The organism is Candidatus Paceibacterota bacterium, assembly GCA_041666545.1.
Classification (GTDB): domain Bacteria; phylum Patescibacteriota; class Minisyncoccia; order Phycocordibacterales; family JBAYGS01; genus JBAYGS01.
Map to the genome: position 1 here is coordinate 20,665 of JBAYGS010000006.1, position 23,111 is coordinate 43,775.

The 23,111-nt window shown below is 45.1% G+C and carries 22 protein-coding genes and 1 riboswitch; of the genes, 3 read left to right on the plus strand and 19 right to left on the minus strand.

The window, feature by feature from the left end:
* The first annotated feature begins 122 nt into the window (after nt 1-122).
* Nucleotides 123-704, plus strand: a complete 582-nt coding sequence (locus tag WCT25_04625) for an elongation factor P (protein ID MFA6536682.1) — start codon at nt 123-125, stop codon at nt 702-704.
* Nucleotides 705-795: 91 nt separating this feature from the next.
* Here the strand turns inward: WCT25_04625 and WCT25_04630 are convergent, their stop codons facing one another.
* The 16 genes from WCT25_04630 to WCT25_04705 all read right to left on the minus strand — a co-directional run bounded on the left by WCT25_04630 (nt 796) and on the right by WCT25_04705 (nt 18,086).
* The gene (locus tag WCT25_04630; protein MFA6536683.1) at nt 796-1,107 is read right to left on the minus strand and encodes a hypothetical protein; all 312 of its coding nucleotides are present in this window, start codon (nt 1,105-1,107) and stop codon (nt 796-798) included.
* Between the two features lie 126 nt (nt 1,108-1,233).
* Complete coding sequence (gene rpsR, locus WCT25_04635; GenBank protein MFA6536684.1) at nt 1,234-1,434, minus strand: 30S ribosomal protein S18; 201 nt, start codon at nt 1,432-1,434, stop codon at nt 1,234-1,236.
* A gap of 135 nt (nt 1,435-1,569) precedes the next feature.
* A complete protein-coding gene (gene ssb / locus WCT25_04640; GenBank protein MFA6536685.1) occupies nt 1,570-2,034 on the minus strand; it encodes a single-stranded DNA-binding protein in 465 nt (154 codons plus the stop codon).
* Between the two features lie 310 nt (nt 2,035-2,344).
* The gene (locus WCT25_04645; GenBank protein ID MFA6536686.1) at nt 2,345-2,812 is read right to left on the minus strand and encodes a 30S ribosomal protein S6; all 468 of its coding nucleotides are present in this window, start codon (nt 2,810-2,812) and stop codon (nt 2,345-2,347) included.
* A 137-nt stretch (nt 2,813-2,949) separates the two neighbouring features.
* Nucleotides 2,950-3,633, minus strand: a complete 684-nt coding sequence (locus WCT25_04650; protein ID MFA6536687.1) for a hypothetical protein — start codon at nt 3,631-3,633, stop codon at nt 2,950-2,952.
* A 321-nt stretch (nt 3,634-3,954) separates the two neighbouring features.
* Complete coding sequence (locus WCT25_04655; protein ID MFA6536688.1) at nt 3,955-4,740, minus strand: TatD family hydrolase; 786 nt, start codon at nt 4,738-4,740, stop codon at nt 3,955-3,957.
* Nucleotides 4,741-4,832: 92 nt separating this feature from the next.
* Entirely contained in the window at nt 4,833-5,471 is a 639-nt protein-coding gene (locus tag WCT25_04660; protein MFA6536689.1) for a hypothetical protein, read from the minus strand.
* 86 nt (nt 5,472-5,557) lie between these two features.
* Nucleotides 5,558-5,665, minus strand: a riboswitch (SAM riboswitch).
* Nucleotides 5,666-5,706: 41 nt separating this feature from the next.
* Nucleotides 5,707-7,176 (minus strand): methionine--tRNA ligase, encoded by a 1,470-nt coding sequence (gene metG / locus WCT25_04665; protein ID MFA6536690.1) that lies wholly within the window; start codon nt 7,174-7,176, stop codon nt 5,707-5,709.
* A gap of 18 nt (nt 7,177-7,194) precedes the next feature.
* Entirely contained in the window at nt 7,195-8,286 is a 1,092-nt protein-coding gene (locus tag WCT25_04670; protein ID MFA6536691.1) for an AI-2E family transporter, read from the minus strand.
* 125 nt (nt 8,287-8,411) lie between these two features.
* A complete protein-coding gene (locus WCT25_04675; protein ID MFA6536692.1) occupies nt 8,412-9,704 on the minus strand; it encodes a pitrilysin family protein in 1,293 nt (430 codons plus the stop codon).
* A 70-nt stretch (nt 9,705-9,774) separates the two neighbouring features.
* Nucleotides 9,775-11,736: a hypothetical protein gene (locus tag WCT25_04680; protein MFA6536693.1), complete on the minus strand. Its 1,962-nt coding sequence runs from the start codon at nt 11,734-11,736 to the stop codon at nt 9,775-9,777.
* 103 nt (nt 11,737-11,839) lie between these two features.
* Nucleotides 11,840-12,430, minus strand: coding sequence for a DNA repair protein RecO (gene recO / locus WCT25_04685; GenBank protein MFA6536694.1), 591 nt, complete (start codon nt 12,428-12,430; stop codon nt 11,840-11,842).
* Nucleotides 12,431-12,503: 73 nt separating this feature from the next.
* A complete protein-coding gene (locus tag WCT25_04690) occupies nt 12,504-13,061 on the minus strand; it encodes an alpha/beta hydrolase (protein ID MFA6536695.1) in 558 nt (185 codons plus the stop codon).
* A gap of 93 nt (nt 13,062-13,154) precedes the next feature.
* On the minus strand, nt 13,155-13,733 hold the full coding sequence (locus tag WCT25_04695; GenBank protein ID MFA6536696.1) for a hypothetical protein: 579 nt from the start codon (nt 13,731-13,733) through the stop codon (nt 13,155-13,157).
* A gap of 137 nt (nt 13,734-13,870) precedes the next feature.
* The gene (locus WCT25_04700) at nt 13,871-17,428 is read right to left on the minus strand and encodes a class I tRNA ligase family protein (protein MFA6536697.1); all 3,558 of its coding nucleotides are present in this window, start codon (nt 17,426-17,428) and stop codon (nt 13,871-13,873) included.
* Nucleotides 17,429-17,513: 85 nt separating this feature from the next.
* Nucleotides 17,514-18,086, minus strand: a complete 573-nt coding sequence (locus tag WCT25_04705) for a hypothetical protein (GenBank protein MFA6536698.1) — start codon at nt 18,084-18,086, stop codon at nt 17,514-17,516.
* Nucleotides 18,087-18,247: 161 nt separating this feature from the next.
* Between WCT25_04705 and WCT25_04710 the strand changes: the two genes are divergently transcribed.
* On the plus strand, nt 18,248-18,505 hold the full coding sequence (locus WCT25_04710; protein MFA6536699.1) for a hypothetical protein: 258 nt from the start codon (nt 18,248-18,250) through the stop codon (nt 18,503-18,505).
* Between the two features lie 67 nt (nt 18,506-18,572).
* Here WCT25_04710 and WCT25_04715 read toward each other — a convergent pair whose 3' ends face one another.
* The 3 genes from WCT25_04715 to glyA form a co-directional block, all read right to left on the minus strand.
* Nucleotides 18,573-18,830: a hypothetical protein gene (locus WCT25_04715; protein MFA6536700.1), complete on the minus strand. Its 258-nt coding sequence runs from the start codon at nt 18,828-18,830 to the stop codon at nt 18,573-18,575.
* A 101-nt stretch (nt 18,831-18,931) separates the two neighbouring features.
* A complete protein-coding gene (gene argS / locus WCT25_04720; protein ID MFA6536701.1) occupies nt 18,932-20,638 on the minus strand; it encodes an arginine--tRNA ligase in 1,707 nt (568 codons plus the stop codon).
* Nucleotides 20,639-20,695: 57 nt separating this feature from the next.
* On the minus strand, nt 20,696-21,907 hold the full coding sequence (gene glyA / locus WCT25_04725; protein MFA6536702.1) for a serine hydroxymethyltransferase: 1,212 nt from the start codon (nt 21,905-21,907) through the stop codon (nt 20,696-20,698).
* A gap of 257 nt (nt 21,908-22,164) precedes the next feature.
* Between glyA and thyA the strand changes: the two genes are divergently transcribed.
* Nucleotides 22,165-23,103: a thymidylate synthase gene (gene thyA / locus WCT25_04730; GenBank protein ID MFA6536703.1), complete on the plus strand. Its 939-nt coding sequence runs from the start codon at nt 22,165-22,167 to the stop codon at nt 23,101-23,103.
* Nucleotides 23,104-23,111: the final 8 nt, after the last annotated feature.

Consider the following 23,111-nt stretch of genomic DNA (forward strand, 5'->3'; position numbering starts at 1 on the left):
AAAATTAAACTTGCCCTAGAGAAAAGTCTAGGCTAGAATGGCCTTTGTCTATTTGATTTATTATTATCTAAACCCTAAACCTGCCTACCGGCAGGCAGGCGCTAACCCCTAAACCCTTCCCAATGGCAATGCTTGAATACAATGAGGTCACTGAGCGAAAATATATCGTCTACGAAGGCGCGCCGTATGAAGTGCTATCTTCTCATGTATTTCGCAAGCAACAACGCAAGCCGGTGAACGCTACCAAGCTTAAGAACCTGATTACCGGCAAAGTCACCGAGGTCTCTTTCCATCAATCAGAGAAAATCGACGAAGCTGAGATCAACAAGAAAGAGATTAAATACTTGTACAACAATCGAGGCGAATGGTGGTTTGCCGATCCAAAAGATCCTGCCAAACGCTTCCCTATCAAAGAAGAGCTAGTTGGGCCGGGTGGCAAATTCCTAAAGGCCAACAACCTTGTCGACATGCTCACTTTCGGCGAAGACGAGGATGTTCAAATCCTGGGCCTAAAATTACCAATTAAAGTGGAGCTAAAGGTCACCGAAGCCGCCCCTGCTGTCCGTGGCGATACAATTTCCGGCGGTAGCAAGCAAATCACCCTCGAGACCGGCGCCGTTATCAATGCTCCGCTTTTCATCAAAGAAGGCGACATTGTGAAAATTAATACCGATACTGGCGAGTATTCGGAACGCGTTAACTAGGGATTAGCGTTTAGGGGTTAGGGTATAGTTACAACAAAAAACTCCCGAGAATTTATCGAGAGTTTTTTGTTAAAAATAGAGACAGATACTCCTAATTTGAATCTGGTGTCAGGTTTTTAAGTCCATCTACTCTTGCAGCTTCAGCATCAAAATCTATAGCCTGTAAGGCTCTTCGGAGATTTGTAAGTTTGATAATGTTTGCAGCTGAATCATTTTCTTGTATTTCACCTGTGCGGGTAATCATTGCTTGAGTGTATTCCCAGCCATTTGACCGGGCATTTTCAACTAATTTTTCCTCCGTATCCTGACCAATCAAAAAATCGGCGATCCTTCTCCCTGCTGTCTCAAGATCAAGACTAACTTTGTCAACTGTCTCTGAGGCTTGAGGATTTTCAACATTCATGACAATAAATTTATTAAGGTTAATTAATTAATTGTACCCCTGTCACCATAAATAGCAACAATCAAAAACCGCCTTGGCGGTTTTTGATTGTTGCTGACTAAACCCTAGACGCTAACCCCTATAACCTTACCTTGAAACGTAAGGCAAAAGTCCCATAAAGCGAGCTCTCTTGACGGCTTCGGCCAGCTTGCGCTGGAAAGTTGCCGAAATCCCGGTTCGCTTCCTGGCCAAGACACGACCGTGAGGATTGAGGAACTTCTTAAGAAGTTCGATATCCTTATAATCGATGTGCTTGATATTATTTTGCGTGAAATAGCATTGTTTCATAAAAGTTTGTAGTGAGTAGTGGGTAGTTCGTCGTTGTCCCGAACAGAGGCTAGACTAACAAATTGGTCACGAAAAGTAAAGCTGTCTTTGAAATATTCGTGTCATTCGTCCTAATTCGTGTATTGGTGTCGTGGGCTAAAAAGGAATATCCTCGGCATTAATCTCCTCGGTTGGATACTGGATTGTCTCCAACTCTTCAGCCTTAGCAGGAGCCTTTGAATCTTTAGGGACAGAATCGGTCTTGCTATAACTGCCACCACCGCCACCGGCCGATTTTGGACCAAACTGAATCCGATCTGCCACCACCTCGGTCCGATATTTCTTCTCGCCAGTCGACTTATCATCCCAACTGCGAGTTTGAATTCGGCCCTCGACAAAAACCCCACTGCCCTTCTTAAGATACTGGTGAACTGTTTCGGCCTGACGCCCGAACACTACGATATTGTGAAAATCGGCCTGCTCTTTTTTGTTGCCGTCTCGATCTTTAAAAACTCGGTTGGTGGCCATACTGAAGCTCGTCACCTGCATGCCGGAAGGCAAAGCTTTCATCTCCGGATCGCGAGTGATATTACCGTAAAGTAGGACCTTGTTGATATACATCCCGTTAGAGATAGGAAGTGCTTTTTAAATCACCGCCTATTTGATTAAAATTGTTATAAAATTGCGACTTTTAAATTAATGCGTAATTTGCAAGCACTTCCGTAGAATCCAACTGATAGCCACCCTACCAAATAAACATAAACATTATAACAGCCCGCTCAAAAACTTAACAGCACATCTCTAACGGGATACATAATAGTTTGAACTGGTAATGATTAATTAGGCGAATTATATCAACAACCCCAGATAAAAACTAGGACGAATCACATTCGTGTCATTCGTCCTAATTCGTGTATTGGTGTCGTGTGTATTATTCAGCGACCAGCTCCGCAATCGTCTTGTCGAGCTCGGCTTCGGTCATTTTTGGTCGATCTGGGGCCGGAGTTTCAGTCTTTCTGGTCTTGCCGACATTCTCGATTTTCGGGGCAATTTTTAGCCCAACCATCGTATTTTCTCTGACTGTCGAAACGATAATGTATCTTAGAACCTTCAAATTTGAATCCAGAGCCTTCTTTAGGTTCTCCTGGGTCTCAGCCCCACCCTCAAACTTAATCCAGCCGAAATAGGCGTTGTTGTATTTTTGATAGACGGCGTTGATTTTCTTTCGCATTTGGTAGGCCAAAACGCGCAATTTAGGCATTTCCTCGGAAATAAAGGTTACACCCTGCTTTTCAAGGACATCTTTAATGGTTGTAAACTCTTTGCCCAAATCAGCCTCATCAATCGTTGGGATTAGAAGAAAACCGACTTCGTAGATTTGTTTTTTGGAATCAGACATTGTTTTTGCGTATAGGCATATAGGTTAGCACAACCCCAAACTTGAAGCAAGTTTGGGGTTGGAATTAAGAATTAGGAATTAGGAATTAAAGAAAATCAAAGAAAAACCTCCCCAAACTTCGGGGAGGCTGAATCAGTTCAGGGCGTGTTCCGGCCCAAATGACTGGCCATGTCGTGTAACCTCTTTACCTTTCTCTGATCCTCGAATTCCTGCTCAATTTTGAATATCCCCGCGTCCGCCGCACGCTTTTTTTCACAATAGCGGTGAACTGCATCGCCAAGACTCTCCCACAAACCACCTGGATTGATTTCGATGATCTGAGCACTTGTCACTGATTTCAGTTCGAGAAGTGACTCCGTAGTCTCATTGAAAATCAGGACCTCTCGAGCCTGGCGATAATTAACCCTTTTCTTATCATAACCGTAGCCGATAAGGACGCTGAACCAATTCTTGGTCAGCCGAGAAATCCCTACCACCAGACAGACACCGTCAAAATGAGACGTGACGTGGCACCTGGCCAAAGAACCGAGCTCGACAATCACCGCCTGGTTGGCCAAACCTGATTTCTGAAAAGGTTGGCTGTATCTAACATTGGGCTTATCATCCGCAATCGGATGAGTTGCACCCTCATGTGACCCTCCGTCCAGTTCGACACTCCCAATTTCCGGCAGGGTCAGCCTGTCCAAAAGCGGAACAATCGCCATTCGGCGCGCTTCCAAGAGACTCACCCACTGTTTCTGACTTAACGGTTCAGACTGCAAGAAAGCAGTCATCGGTGGCGGCGTACAAAGATCTTGCGCCAATACAGGTTCTTTAGGCATACCTAACCTTTCTTTTTGTTTACCCGAACAGTTTTTAGTCTGTTTCGAGTGCTTGTTGTACTTAGTCCTTCAGGCGTACCCTCTGGACATTCTTGTTTAAACTACATCAAGAAAAAAATCTGTCAAGGTGCTGTGAGTAGCGTATCGGCGCCTCTCCGAGTCCCTCCATTAGTCACTCCATAAAACCTCATACATTTTTCTCGCGACCGCGAGAAAAATGTATGTAGGATTAAAGCAATAATTGGACTCGGCAGACCGACCGGTCTGGGCGAAAATCGCGCAAAATTGAGAACGTGGGACAAGATTAAGCAGAAAATCAGACTATTGGCTCAAACTGAAAAAGGTTTTCGTGTTCTGGACCAACTGGGCTCGGACTTTTTCAAAGTCTTCGCCCCGAATTTCAGCAATTTTTTTGACCACCTCGACTACATATAAAGGTTCGTTCCTTTTCCCCCGATATGGTGCCGGGGTGGCAAAGGGCGCATCCGTTTCAGACATAATCCGATCGAGTGGCGCATTTTTAATCACCTCGTCATAATTTCTGGCAAAAGTGATTGGTCCATCAAAAGAAATATAAAATCCGGCAGCCAAAATAGCCTTCGCCTCTTCCCAACTGCCGGCAAAAAAATGAAAATCTGCTTTAAGTGCGCTTTTGGCTTTCAAAATTTCCAAAGCTTCAAGATAAGCCGACTCACTTTTGCCGTTTCGAACATGGAGCATCAGTGGCTTACCAAACTCAATTGCCAAATCGATTTGTTTTTCAAAAATACCTTTTTGAAAGGCAAGGCGCTCGGCATGAAAATAATCCAACCCACACTCCCCGATCGCCACCACTTTCGGGTCGCTGGCTAATTTTTTATAAAAATCATAATCAAATTCATCCGCTACGCCATGAGGTGACGGATGCTGACCGACCGTGGCAAACATGCTCTCATATTTATGAGCCAGCTCAACCACCTCGGCTGAGGTCTTCCGATCTACTCCAACATTTATAATTCCCACCCCCGCCTCTTGTGCTCTCTTGATTACCGCCCCTTGGTCAATATCAAAATCCGCAAAATTAACATGCGTATGAATGTCGAAATATTTGACAGATTCAAAATTCATGATTCAAGAATTAAAATTGGATCAATTACAATATAGCATAGAAAAACCGCCCCCATGTTTGGAAGCGGCTGAAACCAGACAGGTCAATACCGTCACTGAAACAAGCCCGGCCAAATCCGGTCGGACAACTCCTTGAGCTGACTCAGGGTCTCGGGATTTAGACTGCCTCGACGACTAATATAATTATTGGCCCAAGCCGGATCATAGCCGGCACTACGAAGGACCTCCTGCATCAGAAGACGCCTCACTTCCGGCAAAGCGAACTCACAGCGAGAGATTCTTAATGGTTTTCTCTCTTGGCCAACATAGATACCGAAAGCATTATTCCAATGACTGGTTTCTGGGAACCAACTGAAAGACGCTGACGAATTCTCAATTATAGTTGCATACCTGCAGCCACAAGAGAGGGCCGTACTTGCCATACCAATTGCAGTACCCAAATCAACACCACAATTACTTTTGAGATAAATAATGAGGGCGTCCCAATATGGCAACCGAGTAGCAACTTCAGCTTCTCGCCTTTTTATTGCCCTCTTAATATGTGGCACTTGCACCGGAGTCGGAGCACTTGGATGATCTTGATTCCATCTTTCCCTATCAAAATTATACTTGACCTTAATCAAGTCAAAGGCCTCGCTAAAACTACTTGCCATAACAATTTCAGTTTGGGGCCATTGCTCTCTTGCATTTTGGGGAATATCAATTAGATCAACCACTAATAATCTCTTCATGGTTTTCCTTTCAACGAACTAAATACACCGCCCAATTCTGGGCGGTGTATCAAGGAGATTTTCCGTTATTTCTCGAGCAAGCTCGAGAGGTATCTGTCCCGCACACGCGGGGTGGAATTGGCACCTTCCTTTTCGGGGGTTGCCGGCAGAGTTTCGGGCCATAACCCTTAACACCTCTGCACTCTTGATACACCTGTGTATTACTGACTTAAGTTTACCGAAATTAAAGAGGGTGTCAATCTTTTCTCGGAAATAGCGGCTTCTCCGGCATTGTGCCAGACTTGATCAGATTTTGAATAGTTTTAGCGGTTTCAGGCATGACTGGTTCGAGCATTGTGGCAATTACAAACAAATGAACCAGCAAGAATTCGACATCCTTTTCCCCTGCCAATTTGTTGGTCTTAATTTTTTTGAATGGCTGTTCTTTTTGGATGAAGCCGTCGAGATATGAAATTACATCCCAAATCGCGTTGGTTGATTTCTGAAAGTCAAAAATCTCTAGCTCTTTTTTGTTAGCTTCGTAAAAGACTTCTGTGTCACTAAATAATTTTTTATCTTTCAGCAACTCGTCCTTAAAAGCCACGCCGTTTGCAGTGGCCATTTTAAGCACTCGGCTCACCAAATTACCCAAACCGTTGGCCAAATTGGCGTTGTAAGCGTCTTTAATAGCTTCGGCCGTCACATCTGTGTCCTCAAAAGGGTTGACGTGTCTGGCTAAGAAATATCGTAAGGCTTCGGTGCCGTATTCTTTGACCAGAACATAAGGGTCAATCACATTACCGAGGGATTTGCTCATCTTTTGGCCACCGCTCGTGATAAAGCCGTGAATAATTATCTGCTTGGACGCCGGTAGACCGGCTGACAAGAGCATCGCCTGCCACATCGCCGACTGTTGGCGCAAATTATCTTTGCCAGCAAATTGTACAACCGGCCACCACTTCTCGAACTTGACCATATCAGTCGGCCAACCGATTGCGGAAATATAATTTACCAAAGCATCAAACCAGACATACATCACCTGACTATCGTCGCCCGGCACTGTGACACCCCAAGGCATTTTACTTTTCAAACGAGAGATGCTGAAATCTTCGAGTCCCCTGGAAACAAACGCCCTGATTTCGTTTTGACGACTCGCAGGCAGAGTAAAATTCGGATTTTTCTCATAGAGTTCGAGTAAGGCCTTTTGATATTTGGAAAATTTGAAGAAATAATTTTCTTCGTCAATAATTTCGATTTTCAAATTGGGATGAATTGGACATTTGCCATCTACGAGCTCAGAGTCCGTCTTTTCGAGCTCACAACCAACACAATACTTGATTTTATATGCTTTTTTATAAATATCACCGGCTTTTTCGCATTTTTCCCAAAATGCCTGCGCCGCTTCGAGGTGATGCTTATCGGTAGTACGAATAAAATTTATCTCCGGCAGTAACCCTAGTGCACCTTTGAGATTTTTAAATTTTTCGGCATATTCATCGACATAAGCCTGAACCTCCTTACCCTCTTCTTCGGCCTTGCGATAAATCTTTACCCCGTGCTCATCCGTGCCAGTATTGAAAAACACTTCGAGCCCCTGAAGTTTTTGAAAACGCGCCCAGATGTCGGCCTGGACAATTTCCAAAGCAAAACCGATGTGCGGATCGGAGTTTACATAAGGCAGAGTAGTTGTAAGATAGCAGGTCTTTTGACCGGATGATTTAGACATAGCAACTTTAGGTAAAACTTAATTTTGCGGTTCAGCGGCCATTTTTTCCATTGCGGTAAATTTTTCGCGTTGAATATCGTGAAAATATTCCATAAGAGCGGCCGCAAAAGGTACTGCGAGAATAATACCCAAGAAGCCGGCCAATTTGCCACCGATAATCAAAGCTAGGATTACGATAATCGGTGAGATGCCGACAATTTTTTGAACAACTAGCGGATAAATCAAGTGATTTTCAAATTGTTGAACGATGAGGTAGAGACCGGCGATCAATAGACCGGTGGTCAAACCGCCACCATCGAAAATACCGGCCAGAATCGCTGGAATAGCCGCCAAGATCGGGCCGAAAACGGGAATCAATTCAAAGATACCAGCCAGAAGGGCTAAAAGCAAAGCATTCTTGACACCAATAATTGTTAAGCCTAAATAAACCAGAATCGCGATAATCACACTCAAAAGTAGCTGGCCCTGCATCCAATAACCGATTTTATCGCGAGTTCGCACCCAAAGTCCGACGACATACTTCTGGCTTTTAAGCGGAGTAATGACTTTCAAAAAATTACTGACCCCGTCTTCCTGAACCGCCAAATAGAACGAGAGCACGACAATCAAAATAAAGGAGAAGGCGCCGCCGAACACCAAGCTGACAATTTTAACAAATCCTTCACTGGTATTTGAAAGCATTGACTGGATATCGCCGACAATTTGTTCGAACGAGAAGCCGGAAGAGAAGGTGGAAAGACTTTGAGTGGCAACTAGAGACTGGCTTGGCTCAATCGGACTCCATAACTTAATTTTATTCAGGTACTCGGGAGCCTTGGTCAAAAAGTTTGAGGCTTCATTAAGAACCGACGGCACCAGGAGATAAAAGACCCCAGCCAAGATAATGGTCGCGACCAAATAAACGACAAGCACGGCCGCTACTCGATGGACATTGTGCTTTGTAAACCACTTGGTCGCCGGCTCGACAGCCGAAGCAATCACGATGGCGGTCAAAACTACCAGTACAATGTCTCGAATTGAATAAAGCAGGAATAAAAAGACCACAAACAAAATAGTCTTAATAATCGTGCCGGAATTTATCCTAATGTTGATAATAGAATCGTCGCGCATGTGAGCAAAATCTAACGATAGACCAACTGATAACTAAAACCATTGTATCACTATATAAACCCCTACACCAAGAGCGTAGGGGTTTATACTAGCTCCTTGGCTCGGAAATGAAAAATTCTAGATTTTCATTTCACTCGCCCTACCTCGCTAATAAACCCCAAAACGGAAGAAAGCTTTTTTTCCTCTTTGACTTCGCCAACGACCGCCAAATTCAAGCGATTATTTTGAAAAATCTCTTCAGCGACTTCCCTAATCTGCTCAACTTTGACCTTTTGAATTTCCTTGGCGATTTCATCAGGCTTTTTAATCTGCTTTTTCAAAAGTTCCTGGTAACCATAAAACTCGGCCAATTCATCGGAGGATTCGAGGCCAAGATACATCGTCCCAATTAAATAGTCCTTGGCCTTCTGCAATTCTTCTGGCGGTACCGGTTCGGTCTTAAATTTTCGAAATTCCTTTAGCAACACTTCGAGCACCTCAAAAAGTCGATTTTTATCAATCCCTGCCGAAACTGCCAAATGACCGTGATCCGTGTACAAATCGGTCTCAGCCCGCACATAGTAGCAGACCCCCATCTCTTCCCTTAATTTCACAAACAGGCGCGAGCTCATCCCAGCACCCAAAACTGCGGCCAAGAGTTTGAGGGCCGGATTGCGCTTATCCCCGACAGGAAAAGCCCTCACCCCCAACACCAGATGCATCTGATCGGTCTTTTTTTGTCGCACTCGAACAGTTGGCTTATCCTGCTTCTCTGTGACCGGCTTTTTCTCCGCCTTGGCCAAACTGTCAATTCCGGCAAATCTTTTTTTAATTCCCGAAATAATAGATTTTTCTTGGAACTGGCCGGCGACAATCACAGTAGTCGCACCCGCCACATAGTGTTTTTTACGATAAGCCACAAAATCTTCCCTCTTAAAAGAGCGGACATTATTTTTCGTGCCGGCAATATTCCAACCGGCCGGCTGATTACCGAAAAGCGCTTCCATAAAAATATCTTGAACCTGACGATGAGGCAGGTCTTCATACATATTGATTTCTTCCACAATCACCCCTTTCTCCTTTTCCAGTTCGATAGCCGGCAAAGTCGAATTAAGATAAATATCCGAAACTATGTCTAAGATCTTGCTAGCATGCTTGGCATCAGCCTTGGCATAATAGCCGGTAAATTCTTGAGCCGTAAAAGCATTATAAATTGAGCCGATTCCGTCCAATTCGCGACTAATATCGGTCGGTTTTGGCCTCGCAACAGTACCCTTGAAACACATGTGCTCAAGAAAGTGCGAGAGACCGTTTTGCGGTTTAGTCTCATACTTGGAGCCAGCTTCGACCATCACCAAAACCGTGACTGTCGGGTTGGCCGGCATCGGAATAGTAATGATTCGCAAACCATTTTTTAAAGTAGTTTTTTTAAATTTCATAATTTTAATCGTCACAAATATCCTACCGATTCAAACTGGTTTTAACTGCCAACGGTTAACTTTGTAAAGGCTACTTACCTACCACCGCCTCTGCCTCCTTAAAGAACGGGTCAGTAGCTAGGCGAGTGGTAAAACCCACTTTCGTATCCCCGACCAAACTGCCGGTAAAACTATCGAGCCCGCTCGAGATAATATCGTCGGTGATTTTGGCCGCATTGCCAATCTGACTGACACTCGGTGTAAAGGCGATTTGAAACGCTACCTGTCTTGATGGCAAACCGAAACCTGCACCAGCCGGAACATTGCCGACATTCCAAACCACCTGCCCACCCAATTGGTTAAAGCTGACATCCGAACCGTCCGGATCAACTTTACCGACAAAACGGACATAGGGCGGCAAAGCTGTCGTCACCTTAACATTGGAAACGGCGTTGGTCGGATTATTCAAAGTCCAGACCACTGTGTAAGTAGTTTCCTGATCGGCCTTGGGTGGCAACGGCCCGGTGTTAGTAAACGGACCGGAATAATAATATAAATTGGAGATTAAGGCCAAGTTCGAATTCACCCTGACACGCTTGGTCAAAGACGAATCAACCGCCTCCGGAACATTGTTCTCGCCACTTCTAAATCCACGAGCCCCGACAATCACAGAAATTTCTGGGTTAATCAAAGGGCTACCAAACGAGCTCGTCGTCGGTAAGGCAGAAAAACCAAAAGATAAGCGCCCAGTACCGCCCGGTTCAACTGAATTTAATTCGTCGACGGTGCTCGCATCCCAGACAATCGTGTTGTCACTTGAGCGGTAAAAACCGCGCTCGGCCGAAACGGAACTACGATCCAAAGCCGAGCCGTCCAGCTTTACCGAAATAGCCAGAGCGGTAATTTTTTCTGAAGTGTTATTTTGCCAGACTAAATCGCCTCTAATCAGCCGTCCAGCTTTAGTGGCATACAAATCGCCGGTTTCGCCGTTTAAGGAGAGGTTGATGCCAATGAACGGCTTCTTGATAGCAACCGTCTGTGGCACACTCAAAAATACGGCACCGATGATCTTTTCGTCGGTCAAACTTTGGGCACCAACATCGAATCTAAACACCTTCTCCTCTCCATCCTGACCGTCAATCGTGCCACTAAAACTGACAGTACGTTTTGACTGTGGCGCCAGATCTCCCAAGAGCCAAGTATTCTTTCCATAAGAAGTATCCGGCGAAGCATTCTTATAAGTAAAACCGAATGGGTAATCGGCCGAAAGCATGACACCTCGCAAGGTCTCGGTGCTATTTGAGGCCACCGTGACTGAGACCGCGACATCTTGTCCAGCATTGGCTTCGGTTAGAGAACTAATCTGAACAGTCACCGGTGCCGAGCTAATCACGATATCATATACTTTTTCTTTATAGAAGATTGCATTGGAACCAGCCACCCGATATTCAAGAGTGAACTTAATCATCTGCTTCGAATTTTCTTCACCAAAAAGTACCGACTCCACACCCTGATTGACAACTTGACCGGCCGAAATGTTGCCGACTGAAATTCTGGCCCGTTTCAGTTCAGTATTCAAATCGTTGGGATTTCTGGCGCCGGAGGGATACTCAACAATCAAATCAGCATCCTCGAGAGTGGTGGAATTGTTGTTGCCCATCGATAAGTTCAACGCCAGTTTTTCTCCACCGGCGATTGAGGCCGGCCCGGCAATATTTAGGTCAATTTTATTGTTCGAGACCACATTGCTACCGCCTGTAAAAACAAAAACTGCCGTAAAAATCGCCACCAAAAAGAAAATTACTGCTCCAATAAAAATTTTGTAGCTCAAGCTCAAACCGGCTTTCGGAGTCTTCGGTGTTGGCAATTCTGATCCATGCTCCCAGTCACTGCCGACTGTTCGGCCTTGGCTGGAGCTAGTCATAATTGGTCGGCGTTTAATTGAAAAAGTCTTCTGTTTGCGAGAATAAAGACTCCGCTCCAATTCGTTGATCTGATTCAAACCGGCAGCCTCCTCGGCACCGTGACTTTTTTCCTCTTTAGCTTCCTTCATCTTGTTGAAAATTATAGCACGCTTGCAGGCAGATGGTATTCAGCATTTATCATTCCCTTTCTCTCTTTCCCATACTTATACCTATACTTTATACCTATACTCTCTACAACTGAGTCTCCTGAAGCGACTGGTTAATCATCGAGAGAGCTTGTTTTTTCCAACTGCCCATTTTAACCAAAACTTCCCCGCTCCAAAACGGTGAAGCTACAAATTCCTCAACTTCCGGCGAACTGCCGAGATAGCCCAAAGAATGAAGCAGGCGCAAAACCAAAATGTACTCTAAATTTGTCAGCTCGCTTGAATCAAGCGATTGACTTTGGAAAAATTTGACCGTCTCGGATAGATGGTCAAAAAGTTGCTCATTTTTCTCTTCGCCGTGAAGTAGACGCCGGAGCAAATTAAAAACACGAGCCAGAATTGCCAGAACAGGTTTTTGACCCTTGAATTCAGTGAACAGGCTTTGCTCGTGGCCGACATTAGTAATCCGCCAATGTTCTTTGCCTCTGACCAAAGTAATCTCAACCAAATTAAATTCCTGCAATTTATAACGCAGTTTGGATTTTAAAAACCTGACACCTTGAGCCGAGGCACGGAGTAAACCAAAATCTTTGGTGAAAATCGTGTAAAGCTGATTAGACTCACCGCGGGGTGAACTCTTAAGGATAAAAGCCGGAGTGGTGTAAATGGTGTACATGGAGAAGTGAGTAGTGGGTAGTGAGTAGTTTGTAGAAAGAGAAGAGAAGAGGAAAAAGAAATCGAAAAGACATTTAAATTTTCAACATCGGCAACAATGCCTCAAGAACAATTGGCAGACTTTTATAGCCATCTTCGGAACCGAAGTGTCCGGCGCCCTTAATCATAATTTTCTTGGCGCCGAGATCGCGGGCAAATTTCAAACTTTCGGCCAGAGTCACCACTTCATCATTGTCGGAAAAGATATTGATAATTTTTTTGGCATGACTTTTGGCTTTTTTTAGATCAAGTGGCAAAGAAACAAATTCCGACACCTCAGGAATACCGATATCGCCGGAAAAACCGCCAACAAAAATACAACCGCCGATTTTGACCTTAGGATTAAGAGTCTCCAGCAATCTCAAAACCGCATTACAGCCCAAACTGTGAGCTACAAAAAAGGTCTCTTCGTCGGCTTTACCTACATAATCCTTCAGATATGAGAGCCACCCCTTAACCTTAGGTGCGGCCGGATTTGGTAGATACGGCGCCTCAACTTCAATGTATTTAGCCTTGAGCTCGGCAATTAGCCACGGAAACCAGTTGTTGTGAGGGTGACCATCCCAGCCGTGGATTAGAAAGACTTTTGTCATTCCTCCAGTATACTCGCCCGCCGTTTGAGAGACAAACGGCGGGCGGGCAAAAGAAAATCCCCGGTCTGCGTAAGCAAACCGGGGATCAAAGGACTAGCTCTTCAAAAAACTGGTGTTCACCGCAACCCTAGCACTGTGAATTCCCCATTCTAATTTCTGATTTTGCTTACACCAACTCAATCCATCATATCCAAGGTAACAGACAGAGTTATAACCATGTGAACCCCAGATGGAGCAAAAAATGGTATTTGGAAAAACTATTCTAGATACATTTTTAGGCAAATATTTCCAATTCTCCCACTTTGCGTAAAAATCGAACATGCAGGCGTTCATCGCGCCGGGAAGTTTTTGTCCTCTGGCAATGAGCTCCCTGACATTATTATGTGGAACCTCGCCACCATCGAACACATCGACTGTCGCAAGTCTTGACGGGTCAACTACTCCACCCGGAATGTGCTGGACGATCGGATTCTCCTGATCAGCCCAGCTGGGAATCCTTGGGGCAATATCGCAATTGACCATACCACGCGCGGTTTCCTTTAATTTTTCCAACCTCTTTAGGATAACACCAGGATTAGTGGTACCTCCCAAAAAATCAGACCGCAGTTGTCTTTCAAGCGAAGCATAAGCTTTAATTTGCTCATCCGTCGGCTCATGTCTTGGGTCATCCATAATAAACTCCTTTCATTGGAATTTTAAGAAGTAACATCTATTTTGATAATGCACCCAAAAACACCATCTGTCAAGGATTTAACCAGCCATATTTATAGCCATACTTTACCACCCTACATAGGTCTGGCCTATGTAGCTTAGATATCGAGTCGGAAGACGAGGCCATCCACCACAGTTTCGATTCCTTCGGAGAGAACTGGAACAAAATTTAATTTAGTGGCGGTCGTTGAAGTTATTTCTTTTTCATATTTTTTAAGAAAAGTCTGACCGGCTTCGCTGGTAGCAACTGAAAGATTTTTTATCTCGCCAGGATTAAGATTCTTTTGCTTTCTTAGTTCTTGAACCGCCCGGACAAAATCGCGCACACTGCCCTCCTCCTTAAGCTCCGCTGTAATGTTGGTATCGAGCTCCACCGTATCATGGCCGGTCTCCCCCCAAACTACCGCTTTCACATTCACCTCATCGGCAATAAGCGCGAGCATTTCCGGCTTATCTTTAATCTTCGAACTATGAATATCGAAAGTCAGCTTCGCCAAAGGTTGGCGAACCTTCAAGTTGGCTTTGGCCCGAGCTTCTAAGCCGAGTGAAACCACCTTTCTCACCTCCTGCATCCCTTCCAAAACTTCCGAACTTCCCGACTTCTTAACTTCTAAACTAGCCTCCGGCCATTTCTCCAAATGAACACTCTGAAAATCATTCAAACCTTTAACATTGTCGTACAAGTATTCCGCAAAGAACGGGGCAACTGGAGCCAAGAGCTTGGCAAACTGTGCTAGCACAAATCTGGTCGCCGCCAGGGCTGATTGTTTATCAACCTCATTGGCGCCTTTAAATCTATCTCGCGAACGCCTCAAATACCAAGTGGACAGATCCTCTACAAAATCTCCGATTGGTCTAACCACCTTATCCAACTCATAGCCTTCAAAGGCTTCGGTCATGTTGTCGGTTGTTTCGGTTAATCGCGCCAAAATCCAACGGTCCAAAACATTGGTAGAAGTTGGTAGTGAGGAGTGAGTAGTAAGTAGTGAGGAAGAGTACAGAAGATAAAATTGGAGAACATTGTCGAGACGGTTAAAAACTTTTTTCAAAACTTCATCAACTCCTTTTTCAGAAAAACAAAGATCTTGAGCCTTAACCACCGGCGAAGCCAAAAGGTAATAACGCAAAGCATCCATGCCGTATTTATCCACCACTTCCATTGGATCAGGATAATTGCGCAGACGCTTGGACATCTTCTGACCGTCTTCAGCCAAAACAATCCCGTTTACAATCACATTTTCATAAGGTGACCGCCCAAAAAGCGCCACACCTAAAATGAGCATGGTGTAAAACCAGCCCCGAGTTTGGTCTTGACCCTCGGCAATAAAGTTGGCCGGAAAATTCTTTTGCCTTTTCAGAAAGCCACCCGGACTGAACCGGCTTTTATCGAAAGGATAATGAACCGAAGCAAATGGCATCGAGCCGGATTCGTACCAACAGTCAAAAACCTCCGGCACCCGTTTCAGAGTCCCGCCACAAGAGCATTGGGTTTTGACACCATCGATAAAAGGCCGGTGCAAATCGATTTCAAATTCCTCGTTTCTAGGCAAAATGCGCAAGGTCACCTCTTTGACTTCGGCATTTTTTAGAAACAAATCCGGTCCATGAAAAGCGACCGCGTCTCCACGATTAAGTCCAAGGGCGGCCACTCCGATGAGCCAGGCAGGAGTATCGTGCGTCACGATTAAAATCGTTTTGCCTTCATACTTATTTTCCAACTCAAAAAGTCTCCGCCCAACTCGCTTCCTAACATCGGCCTCACTCTCCCCACCCCCCGGCCGTTCGTCAAAGCGCGCTTGCGGGCTTTTAAAGAAGGCATGATATTCAGAAATGGATTTTTTTTCAAAAACACCGAAAGAAATTTCGTGAAAACTTTCATCGACAATCACCGCTGTCTCCGGTAAATTCAGAACTTTTCGGACAATTTCCGCCGTTTCCTTGGTCCGGTTTAAAGGTGAGGTGATAACCAAATCAATCTTTTGACCCTTCAAGGCTTCGGCCGACTCAAACGCCTCTTTGACGCCAAGTTTAGTGAGACCATTACAATCAAGCAGAGAACAGACAACCCCGCCAACATTTGAGGTTGACTCGCCGTGACGCATTACTAGAAATTTGTTGCGCGGTTTCGCCTCGAGTTTCTCCAGGTCAGCCAGACTACCAACCACCTCAAGCCGAGCGCACTTGTCACAGCGCCAGACCGGCAAGGGCGCGCCCCAGAAGCGGGAGCGAGAAATTGCCCAATCGCGTGCGCCTTCGAGCCATTTTCCGAAGCGACCATCTTTCACATCTTCAGGCACCCAACTGATTCCTTGGTTTGCCTTGATCAATTTATCTTTGAGAGCGGTAACTTTTACAAACCAAGATGAAGTCGCGTAGTTGATAAGCGGAGTGTCACAGCGCCAACAAAAAGGATAACTGTGGGTGAATTTTTCTTTAGCAAAAAGCTTGCCGGCATGCGCTAGCCACTTAATTATCTCGACATCAGTTTTGGTCGGATCTTCCTTTGGTTTAACCGAAAGGCCGAGGAAATCTTTGACCTCCGGTTTGAAAACGCCATTGGTGCCAACATGCTGAACAAAAGGCAAGCTAAATTTAAGTGACAACTGATAGTCGTCCTCACCGAAGGCCGGGGCAATGTGAACAATGCCGGTGCCATCTTCGGTCGTCACAAAATCCGCCGGATAAATTTTCCAACCGTTTTCGCGATTCTTTAATTTTGAATCTTTGGCGTAATAATCAAAAAGTTGTTCATACTCAAGACCAATAAGCTCGTCCCCTTTTATAGTCTGAAGGACTCGAAAAGTTTGACCTTTAAAAACTTCCGGCAATCTGGCGCTTGATACGATATATCGTATGTTTTCGAGCTCAACCAGAGAGTATTCAATACTCGGATTTACCGCAAGCGCCGTATTCCCCGGCAAAGTCCAAGGGGTCGTAGTCCAGGCCAATATATAAGTTGGGAGCCCCGACGCTTGCCGCAAGGTCGGGGTCCCGACTCGGGCGTCGGAATTTAGAAGTTTAAACTTAGCAGTCACAGATAAATCAGTCGTATCCTTGTAGCCTTGAGTCACTTCAAAGTTTGAAAGTGTCGTCTCACAATGAGGACAAAGGTGCATCGACTTAAAACCTTCATAAATCAGACCTTTATCATAAAGAGTTTTGAATGACCACCAGACCGATTCAGTATAACTGGTATCCATTGTCCGATAATCCGCTTCCATGTCTACCCACCGACCAAGACGAGGCACAATTTTCCGCCAATCGCCGGCGTAGCGCATCACCGATTCGGCTGAAGCGCGATTAAATTTGTCCATGCCGTAATTTTCAATATCTTTTTTTGAAGATAGGCCCAGCTCTTTCTCCACCAAGTTTTCTACCGGCAGACCGTGGCAATCCCAACCCCAACGCCTAGGCACATGAAAACCCCTCATTGTTTTATAACGAGGAATGGCATCTTTAATCAAACTGGCCAAGATGTGGCCGTAGTGGGGCAAGCCGTTGGCAAAAGGTGGACCATCATAAAAGACAAACTCTTTGCCACCTTCAGTTTGTTTTAAGGATTTCTCAAAAATTTTCTCTTTTTCCCAAAAAGCTAAGATTTTTTCTTCTCTTTCAGCCACTTTGTTCTTAGCGATTTTCTGCTGATTTTCTTCCATATTTCGCTATTTTAGCATTTTTTGAACATTAAAAAAGCCCCGCTTTCTCCGGTGTAAAGGGAGAAAAGCGGGGCCGGGCCGGGCTCTAAGCAAGCATGCGCTCCTGCTTCCGCCACCGCGAGAGGCGGTACTTGGCGGCATCGAAAAACTCACGCTGATTATCCACCTGAAAGCCCTTGGACAGGAGGCTGTGCATCTCCTCGATTTTAAAGCTGGCCCTGGTCCTGCCACGAAAGTCGTGACAAGGCAAAGAAACCAGCTCTTCGATCTCGAAGGCGAGCCGATGCAAGACGCGCTGTTTCAACATTTCGAACTGCCAGTCCGAAATCGGCGCGACTGGCAGGATGGTGTTGAACAGCCTTTCGAACCGAGTCTTGTATATCCGAAACTCGGCCACAAACTCCTCGCCCTCCGGCCCTAGCTTATTCACGGTGAGAAAGTAGAGTGTCCGCGAAGTGGCAATGGCTACCAATCCAAGCACCGTTTGCCAACTCCAGCCAGTGCCCTGTGTGATCATGGTACTCACCACCAGGACTACAGCCATGAGGGCCAGAGTGTTCCAGATCACCCCCTCCTGGACAATCTTAATCATCACGAGAGCCTGCTCGAGCGTCAGCCCGTAGCATTTAGCGAATTTTTCAAGAACTGTTTTTTTCATGGGATGCCTTTCTTTTTTTCTTTTTTTAGGTTAGGGATTTCTACCTGCATTATATCATAGTTAGGCCTTATTTGTCAAGTATTCGGCCCTATCCCCTTTGCTGACAACTCTCTTGACCTGCGACTTAGAGTTGATACACTCTAGAAAGAGAAAGGGAAAATATGCCCAAATTCGGCAATTTGAGAACTCAAAAAGCACTCGCCACAGGAAAGGTCAACCTTCTCGTCCTCGACTACCAACCAATCAGTGACTGGTTGAAACATGTCGAGGCAAAGTATGGCAAACCGGTAGCAGAACTCTGCGAGAAGAAAATCAGCGCTCTCGGTCTTCGAAAGACTGATTGCGTAAACCAACTGCCCCGCGACCACCTCAAAATCATCGGGAAAGCGCGCCAGGAGCTGGCGCCGACCACACCTTAACCGTTGCAACCTAAATCGGAGCCCCGTGGCTCCGATTTTTATATTTGCCAATCAAGAAGTCATGGTCCTATCGATGAGCCCAGTTATAGACACAGGCAAAAACCCAACCGAAAATGTAGCCGACAATAGCCGTGACAATTACAAGACCGATTGCCAGACCGAAATTAAAATCTCCGACTGTAAATGGATTGGCCAACATGTGGAGCTTGAAAACGAAGTTTAGCCAAGCCTCGGCAAGGCCAAGGCCGACCATAATTGACCAGACGATGTGAATAATTCCAACGAAACTGCCAAGGGCGATTCCAATTTTATTTTTATTTAACATTTGATTTATTGTTTGATTGATTGATAAACTCGACCTTTAAAAACTTTCGAAATTTTTGATTATTGTTTCTTGGTTATTGGTTATCACCCAAGGGTTCTTAACTACATTACTTCTGGTGATTTGATACCCAATAGATACAGACCGTTTTTCATGACTTGAGAAAAAGCCCTAACCAATACTAGTCGGTAATATTCACCTTCACCCGAACCGATGATTTTTGTATTCGCATAAAAACTATTAAAAGCGCCTGCAATTTCAATCAGATAAGTAGCAATATGATGGGGTGAGAACTCCTGTTGCGCCCTTTCAACAACCTCTGGGAAACGAATCAGGTGTCGCTCTAAAACTCCCACCTCATTACAAGGTCCGGCCTTGTCGTACAAGGCCGGACCTTGTAATTTCGCCTTGCGTAAAACCGACTGGGCGCGGGCATAGGAATACTGCAGGTACGGACCGGAGTCACCCTCAAAAGAAATAGACTTTTCTAAATCAAAGATGATATCGCCACCGATGGCTTGCCTCAAAATCGAGTATTTAATCGCCCCAACCGACACCTCGTTGGCAATCCGATTCTTTTCTTCGGTCACGAGTTCCCTTTCGGCAATTTTCTCGTGGACCATTGATTCAACTCCCAGAAGTAGCGACTCCCCCGTAATCACATCGCCGGTTCGAGAAGACATCTTACCGGTTGGTAGCCGGAGCATGCCATGAGAGAGATGCTTGGTTTTCCTGGCTAATTCTGGAAAAACTAAACTCATCGCGCAGAGTAAGACTTTAAAATATTCTTTGATCTCATTTCCGGTCACCACTACCGAAATGTCATAAGAATATTTGTCGTGTTTAACCTTAGACAAACCCAACTCTTTCGCTTCATAGGTTGGCAAACCTTCCTTGTTCAGAAAAACTCTGGTATGCAGACCATGGTCTTCTCCTTTGAAAATCACTGCGCCATCACTTTTTTCAAAAACCCCGTGAGGCAGAAATTCTTCGACAACTTGTTTGCCGATTGGCCCAACTTCGCTTTCGAAGAAATAAAAATCAAATTTGGTTCCGAGCTTATGATATATCGTCTCAAAATAATCCAGACTCGCTTTCCTACCCCAATCAAAAAGCTGGTTGATTTTCTCATCACTTCGTTCGTAAACTTTCTTATTCAAATCTTGAATCTCCTTCTTGGCTTTCTCACTGTCATCTTTAGCGCCAAAGGCGTAACAGGAACCCAGAAAAGCGACCTGTTCGGAAGGATTATTACTCTTCGCCTCCGCCAATTCTTTGGCTTTGTGCTCCATTCCCCAAATCGCTTTGGCTACATGGAGACCTACATCACCTTGGTAATTGGCTCTTTTGACTTCAGCACCGGTATATTCAAAAAGCCTGGCGATTGACTCACCGATTGAATTCGACATCAGGTGACCGATATGAAATTGCTTAAAAGGATTAGGGTCGGTATATTCCACGATAACTTTTTTGCCCTTGAGAGATTGGTTTCGGCCAAAATTGCCGTCTTCGACAATTTTGGCCATCTCTTCACCCAAAAATTTTGCTGACAATTTAAAATTGATGAAGCCAGGGCCAGCCACAGAAATTGACTCAATCTCTTTTAGTTGTCTTTGGGAAATTTCTTTAATAATCAGTTCGGCCAATTCGCGGGGATTCTTGCCCACCTTCTTAGCACAAGCTAAAGCCACATTAGTCGAAAAATCTCCGTGCGACAAATCAGCCGGATGTTCCAAAACTATTTCCGGAGCTTCAATTTTTAGATTACCGAGGGCTCCGATAACCGCCTTTTTTAGTTCATTCTGTACCACAGGCTAATTCTAGCAAATTAACGAAAAAAGCTCACTCTTGAGCCTTTTCCGTCGAAATTATTTTCCTCTCAAAACCTGATCAATTTTTTGGGCAATTTTGATGAAATCCTTCTCATTTCTGCCTCTGGTAGTTTCGGCTGGTGTCCCCAATCTGATCCCTGACGGATCAAAAGGTGACCTTGTCTCACCAGGAATTGTATTTTTGTTGCAAATAATCCTGGCTTTTTCCAATTTAGCCTCGGCCTCTTTACCAGGAATACCGCTACCACCTTTCGGAGCCGTCCAAGTGTCAACCAAAATAAGATGAGAATCGGTGCCACCGGAAATAATGTGCCAACCGAGACGCTTGAGCTCACCCGCCAAAGCCTTGGCGTTCTTTACGACTTGTTTGGCATATTTTTTGAAAGCCGGACTCATAGCCTCTTTCAAGGCGACCGCTACACCAGCCACTTGGTTTTCGTGAGGCCCACCCTGAATCCCTGGGAAAACTGCCTTGTCGATTAAATCAGAAATGCTCACCAATTTACCTTTAGAATTTTCAACCGTTTTGCCCTTACGAGAAAAAATAATCGCCGCTCGAGGACCTCTTAGGGTCTTGTGAGTCGTGGTTGTCACCACATCGGCATAAGGAAAGGGCGACGGATAGGCACCACCGGCAACCAAGCCAGCAAAGTGCGACATGTCTACCATAAGATACGAGCCGGAGACATCGGCAATTTCTCGCAACTTTTTGAAATCAACAATTCGCGGGTAGGCAGTAAAACCGCCGACAATAATTTTTGGTTTTTCGGCCAAGGCCAATTTTTCCAGAGCCGGATAGTCGATAACTTCAGTTTTCTCATTTACTCCGTAAGAAACTGACTGCCAGAACTTGCCGGTAATCGAAACGGCCTGTCCGTGAGTTAGGTGGCCGCCATGAGTCAAAGACATGCCCATAATTTTCTCGCCTTTTGGTACCAGCGCCAAATAAACCGCCAGATTGGCCGGTGAGCCGGAGAGCGGCTGAACATTGGCGCTCCATTCGGCCTGATCCAGTTTGAAAAGTTTAAGCGCCCTTTTTTGGCAAAGCAGCTCAACCTTATCAATCACAGTTTGACCGCCATAGTAGCGTTTGCCGGGATACCCTTCGGAATATTTATTATTGAGCTCTGAACCTAGTGCCGTTAAAACATCCTTGGAAACATAGTTCTCTGATGGGATGAGGTTAATCACCTGCTTCTGCCTCACTCGCTCGGCCTTTATTAATTTCTCAATTTCTTTGTCCTTCATATCTTGAAATATTAGCACATTTTAAATTGGAAACGCAGGCTTGCAAAAGCCAAAATTCGGGTGCTAACTTGAGCACGAATTGGTGTGTGGGTAAACATTGTGGCCGGTCTCAAATCCTAATACAATTAGTTCCACATTAACCCCTCAAAAAATATGAAAATGAAATCCCGTTAGAGATAGGCCACCAAGATGGCCGTGCCTGACGGAAAATTCACAAGGAATTATCGAACCAAAATTTTATCACCTAATCACCAATTATGAACAAAAAAATCTCTAACGGGATGAAATCCTTAAGCGAGCGAACAGCCGATAGTCAGTATCAAGATTTGATGCGCAGCGTCTTAAAAAATGGTACCCGAACCCAAAGCCAGCAGGGTGTCGACGCCATGACACTGATTGCCCCGATGTCACTCCATTTTAAACTGGCCAACGGTTTTCCGATTCTCAACGAACGCAGTCTTAATCCTAAACGAGCCTCCGATTCCAAAAGTGTGGCCGTTTGGCAACAAGCCATTGGAGAGATTTTGGGATTTATAAACGGAGCTCGGACTCAAGCCAAGCTAGAGAAATTCGGCTGTCACTGGTGGCGCCATTGGGTGACCAAAGAAAAGTGCGAGAAGCGAGGCTTCGAGGAAGGCGATTTGGGCGATGGCTCCTACGGCGCCGCTTTTCATGACTTCCCAACTGTCGAGGGTGGTACCTACAATCAGTTCAAAAACATTATCGAACAAATCAAGGAGTATCCGCACTTGCGGACACATTTTATTTCCCCGTGGATTCCGCAATATACGATTCGAGGAAATGGTAAAAGGCAACGGGTTGTGGTGGCGCCTTGTCACGGCTGGATCCATATCAGAATTATCGACAACAAATTGACCCTGCACATGTTTCAAAGGTCTTGCGACATCCCGCTCGGCTTACCGCAAAATTTAATTCAATATGCCGCCCTCACAATGGCCATCGCTCAAATCACCGGCTTTGAAGCCTATGAATATATTCACAGCTTCTCTGATGCCCATATTTATGTCGACCAAATTCCGGCTGTGGAGGAAATGTTAGCCCGCGAGCCAAAGAGGCTGGCAACAATGTCCATTGACCCAAACATTAAGGACCTGTTCGATTTTCGGATTGAGCACTTTACCCTATCTGACTACGATCCGCACCCGGCCATTAAAGGTATTCCGGTGGCGATTTAAATTTATAA

Bases quoted from the DNA above. Each gene is read 5' to 3' on its own strand.
- WCT25_04625 (MFA6536682.1), top strand. From the start codon at position 123: ATGGCAATGCTTGAATACAATGAGGTCACTGAGCGAAAATATATCGTC.
- WCT25_04630 (MFA6536683.1), bottom strand. From the start codon at position 1,107: ATGAATGTTGAAAATCCTCAAGCCTCAGAGACAGTTGACAAAGTTAGT.
- rpsR (MFA6536684.1), bottom strand. From the start codon at position 1,434: ATGAAACAATGCTATTTCACGCAAAATAATATCAAGCACATCGATTAT.
- ssb (MFA6536685.1), bottom strand. From the start codon at position 2,034: ATGTATATCAACAAGGTCCTACTTTACGGTAATATCACTCGCGATCCG.
- WCT25_04645 (MFA6536686.1), bottom strand. From the start codon at position 2,812: ATGTCTGATTCCAAAAAACAAATCTACGAAGTCGGTTTTCTTCTAATC.
- WCT25_04650 (MFA6536687.1), bottom strand. From the start codon at position 3,633: ATGCCTAAAGAACCTGTATTGGCGCAAGATCTTTGTACGCCGCCACCG.
- WCT25_04655 (MFA6536688.1), bottom strand. From the start codon at position 4,740: ATGAATTTTGAATCTGTCAAATATTTCGACATTCATACGCATGTTAAT.
- WCT25_04660 (MFA6536689.1), bottom strand. From the start codon at position 5,471: ATGAAGAGATTATTAGTGGTTGATCTAATTGATATTCCCCAAAATGCA.
- metG (MFA6536690.1), bottom strand. From the start codon at position 7,176: ATGTCTAAATCATCCGGTCAAAAGACCTGCTATCTTACAACTACTCTG.
- WCT25_04670 (MFA6536691.1), bottom strand. From the start codon at position 8,286: ATGCGCGACGATTCTATTATCAACATTAGGATAAATTCCGGCACGATT.
- WCT25_04675 (MFA6536692.1), bottom strand. From the start codon at position 9,704: ATGAAATTTAAAAAAACTACTTTAAAAAATGGTTTGCGAATCATTACT.
- WCT25_04680 (MFA6536693.1), bottom strand. From the start codon at position 11,736: ATGAAGGAAGCTAAAGAGGAAAAAAGTCACGGTGCCGAGGAGGCTGCC.
- recO (MFA6536694.1), bottom strand. From the start codon at position 12,430: ATGTACACCATTTACACCACTCCGGCTTTTATCCTTAAGAGTTCACCC.
- WCT25_04690 (MFA6536695.1), bottom strand. From the start codon at position 13,061: ATGACAAAAGTCTTTCTAATCCACGGCTGGGATGGTCACCCTCACAAC.
- WCT25_04695 (MFA6536696.1), bottom strand. From the start codon at position 13,733: ATGGATGACCCAAGACATGAGCCGACGGATGAGCAAATTAAAGCTTAT.
- WCT25_04700 (MFA6536697.1), bottom strand. From the start codon at position 17,428: ATGGAAGAAAATCAGCAGAAAATCGCTAAGAACAAAGTGGCTGAAAGA.
- WCT25_04705 (MFA6536698.1), bottom strand. From the start codon at position 18,086: ATGAAAAAAACAGTTCTTGAAAAATTCGCTAAATGCTACGGGCTGACG.
- WCT25_04710 (MFA6536699.1), top strand. From the start codon at position 18,248: ATGCCCAAATTCGGCAATTTGAGAACTCAAAAAGCACTCGCCACAGGA.
- WCT25_04715 (MFA6536700.1), bottom strand. From the start codon at position 18,830: ATGTTAAATAAAAATAAAATTGGAATCGCCCTTGGCAGTTTCGTTGGA.
- glyA (MFA6536702.1), bottom strand. From the start codon at position 21,907: ATGAAGGACAAAGAAATTGAGAAATTAATAAAGGCCGAGCGAGTGAGG.
- thyA (MFA6536703.1), top strand. From the start codon at position 22,165: ATGAACAAAAAAATCTCTAACGGGATGAAATCCTTAAGCGAGCGAACA.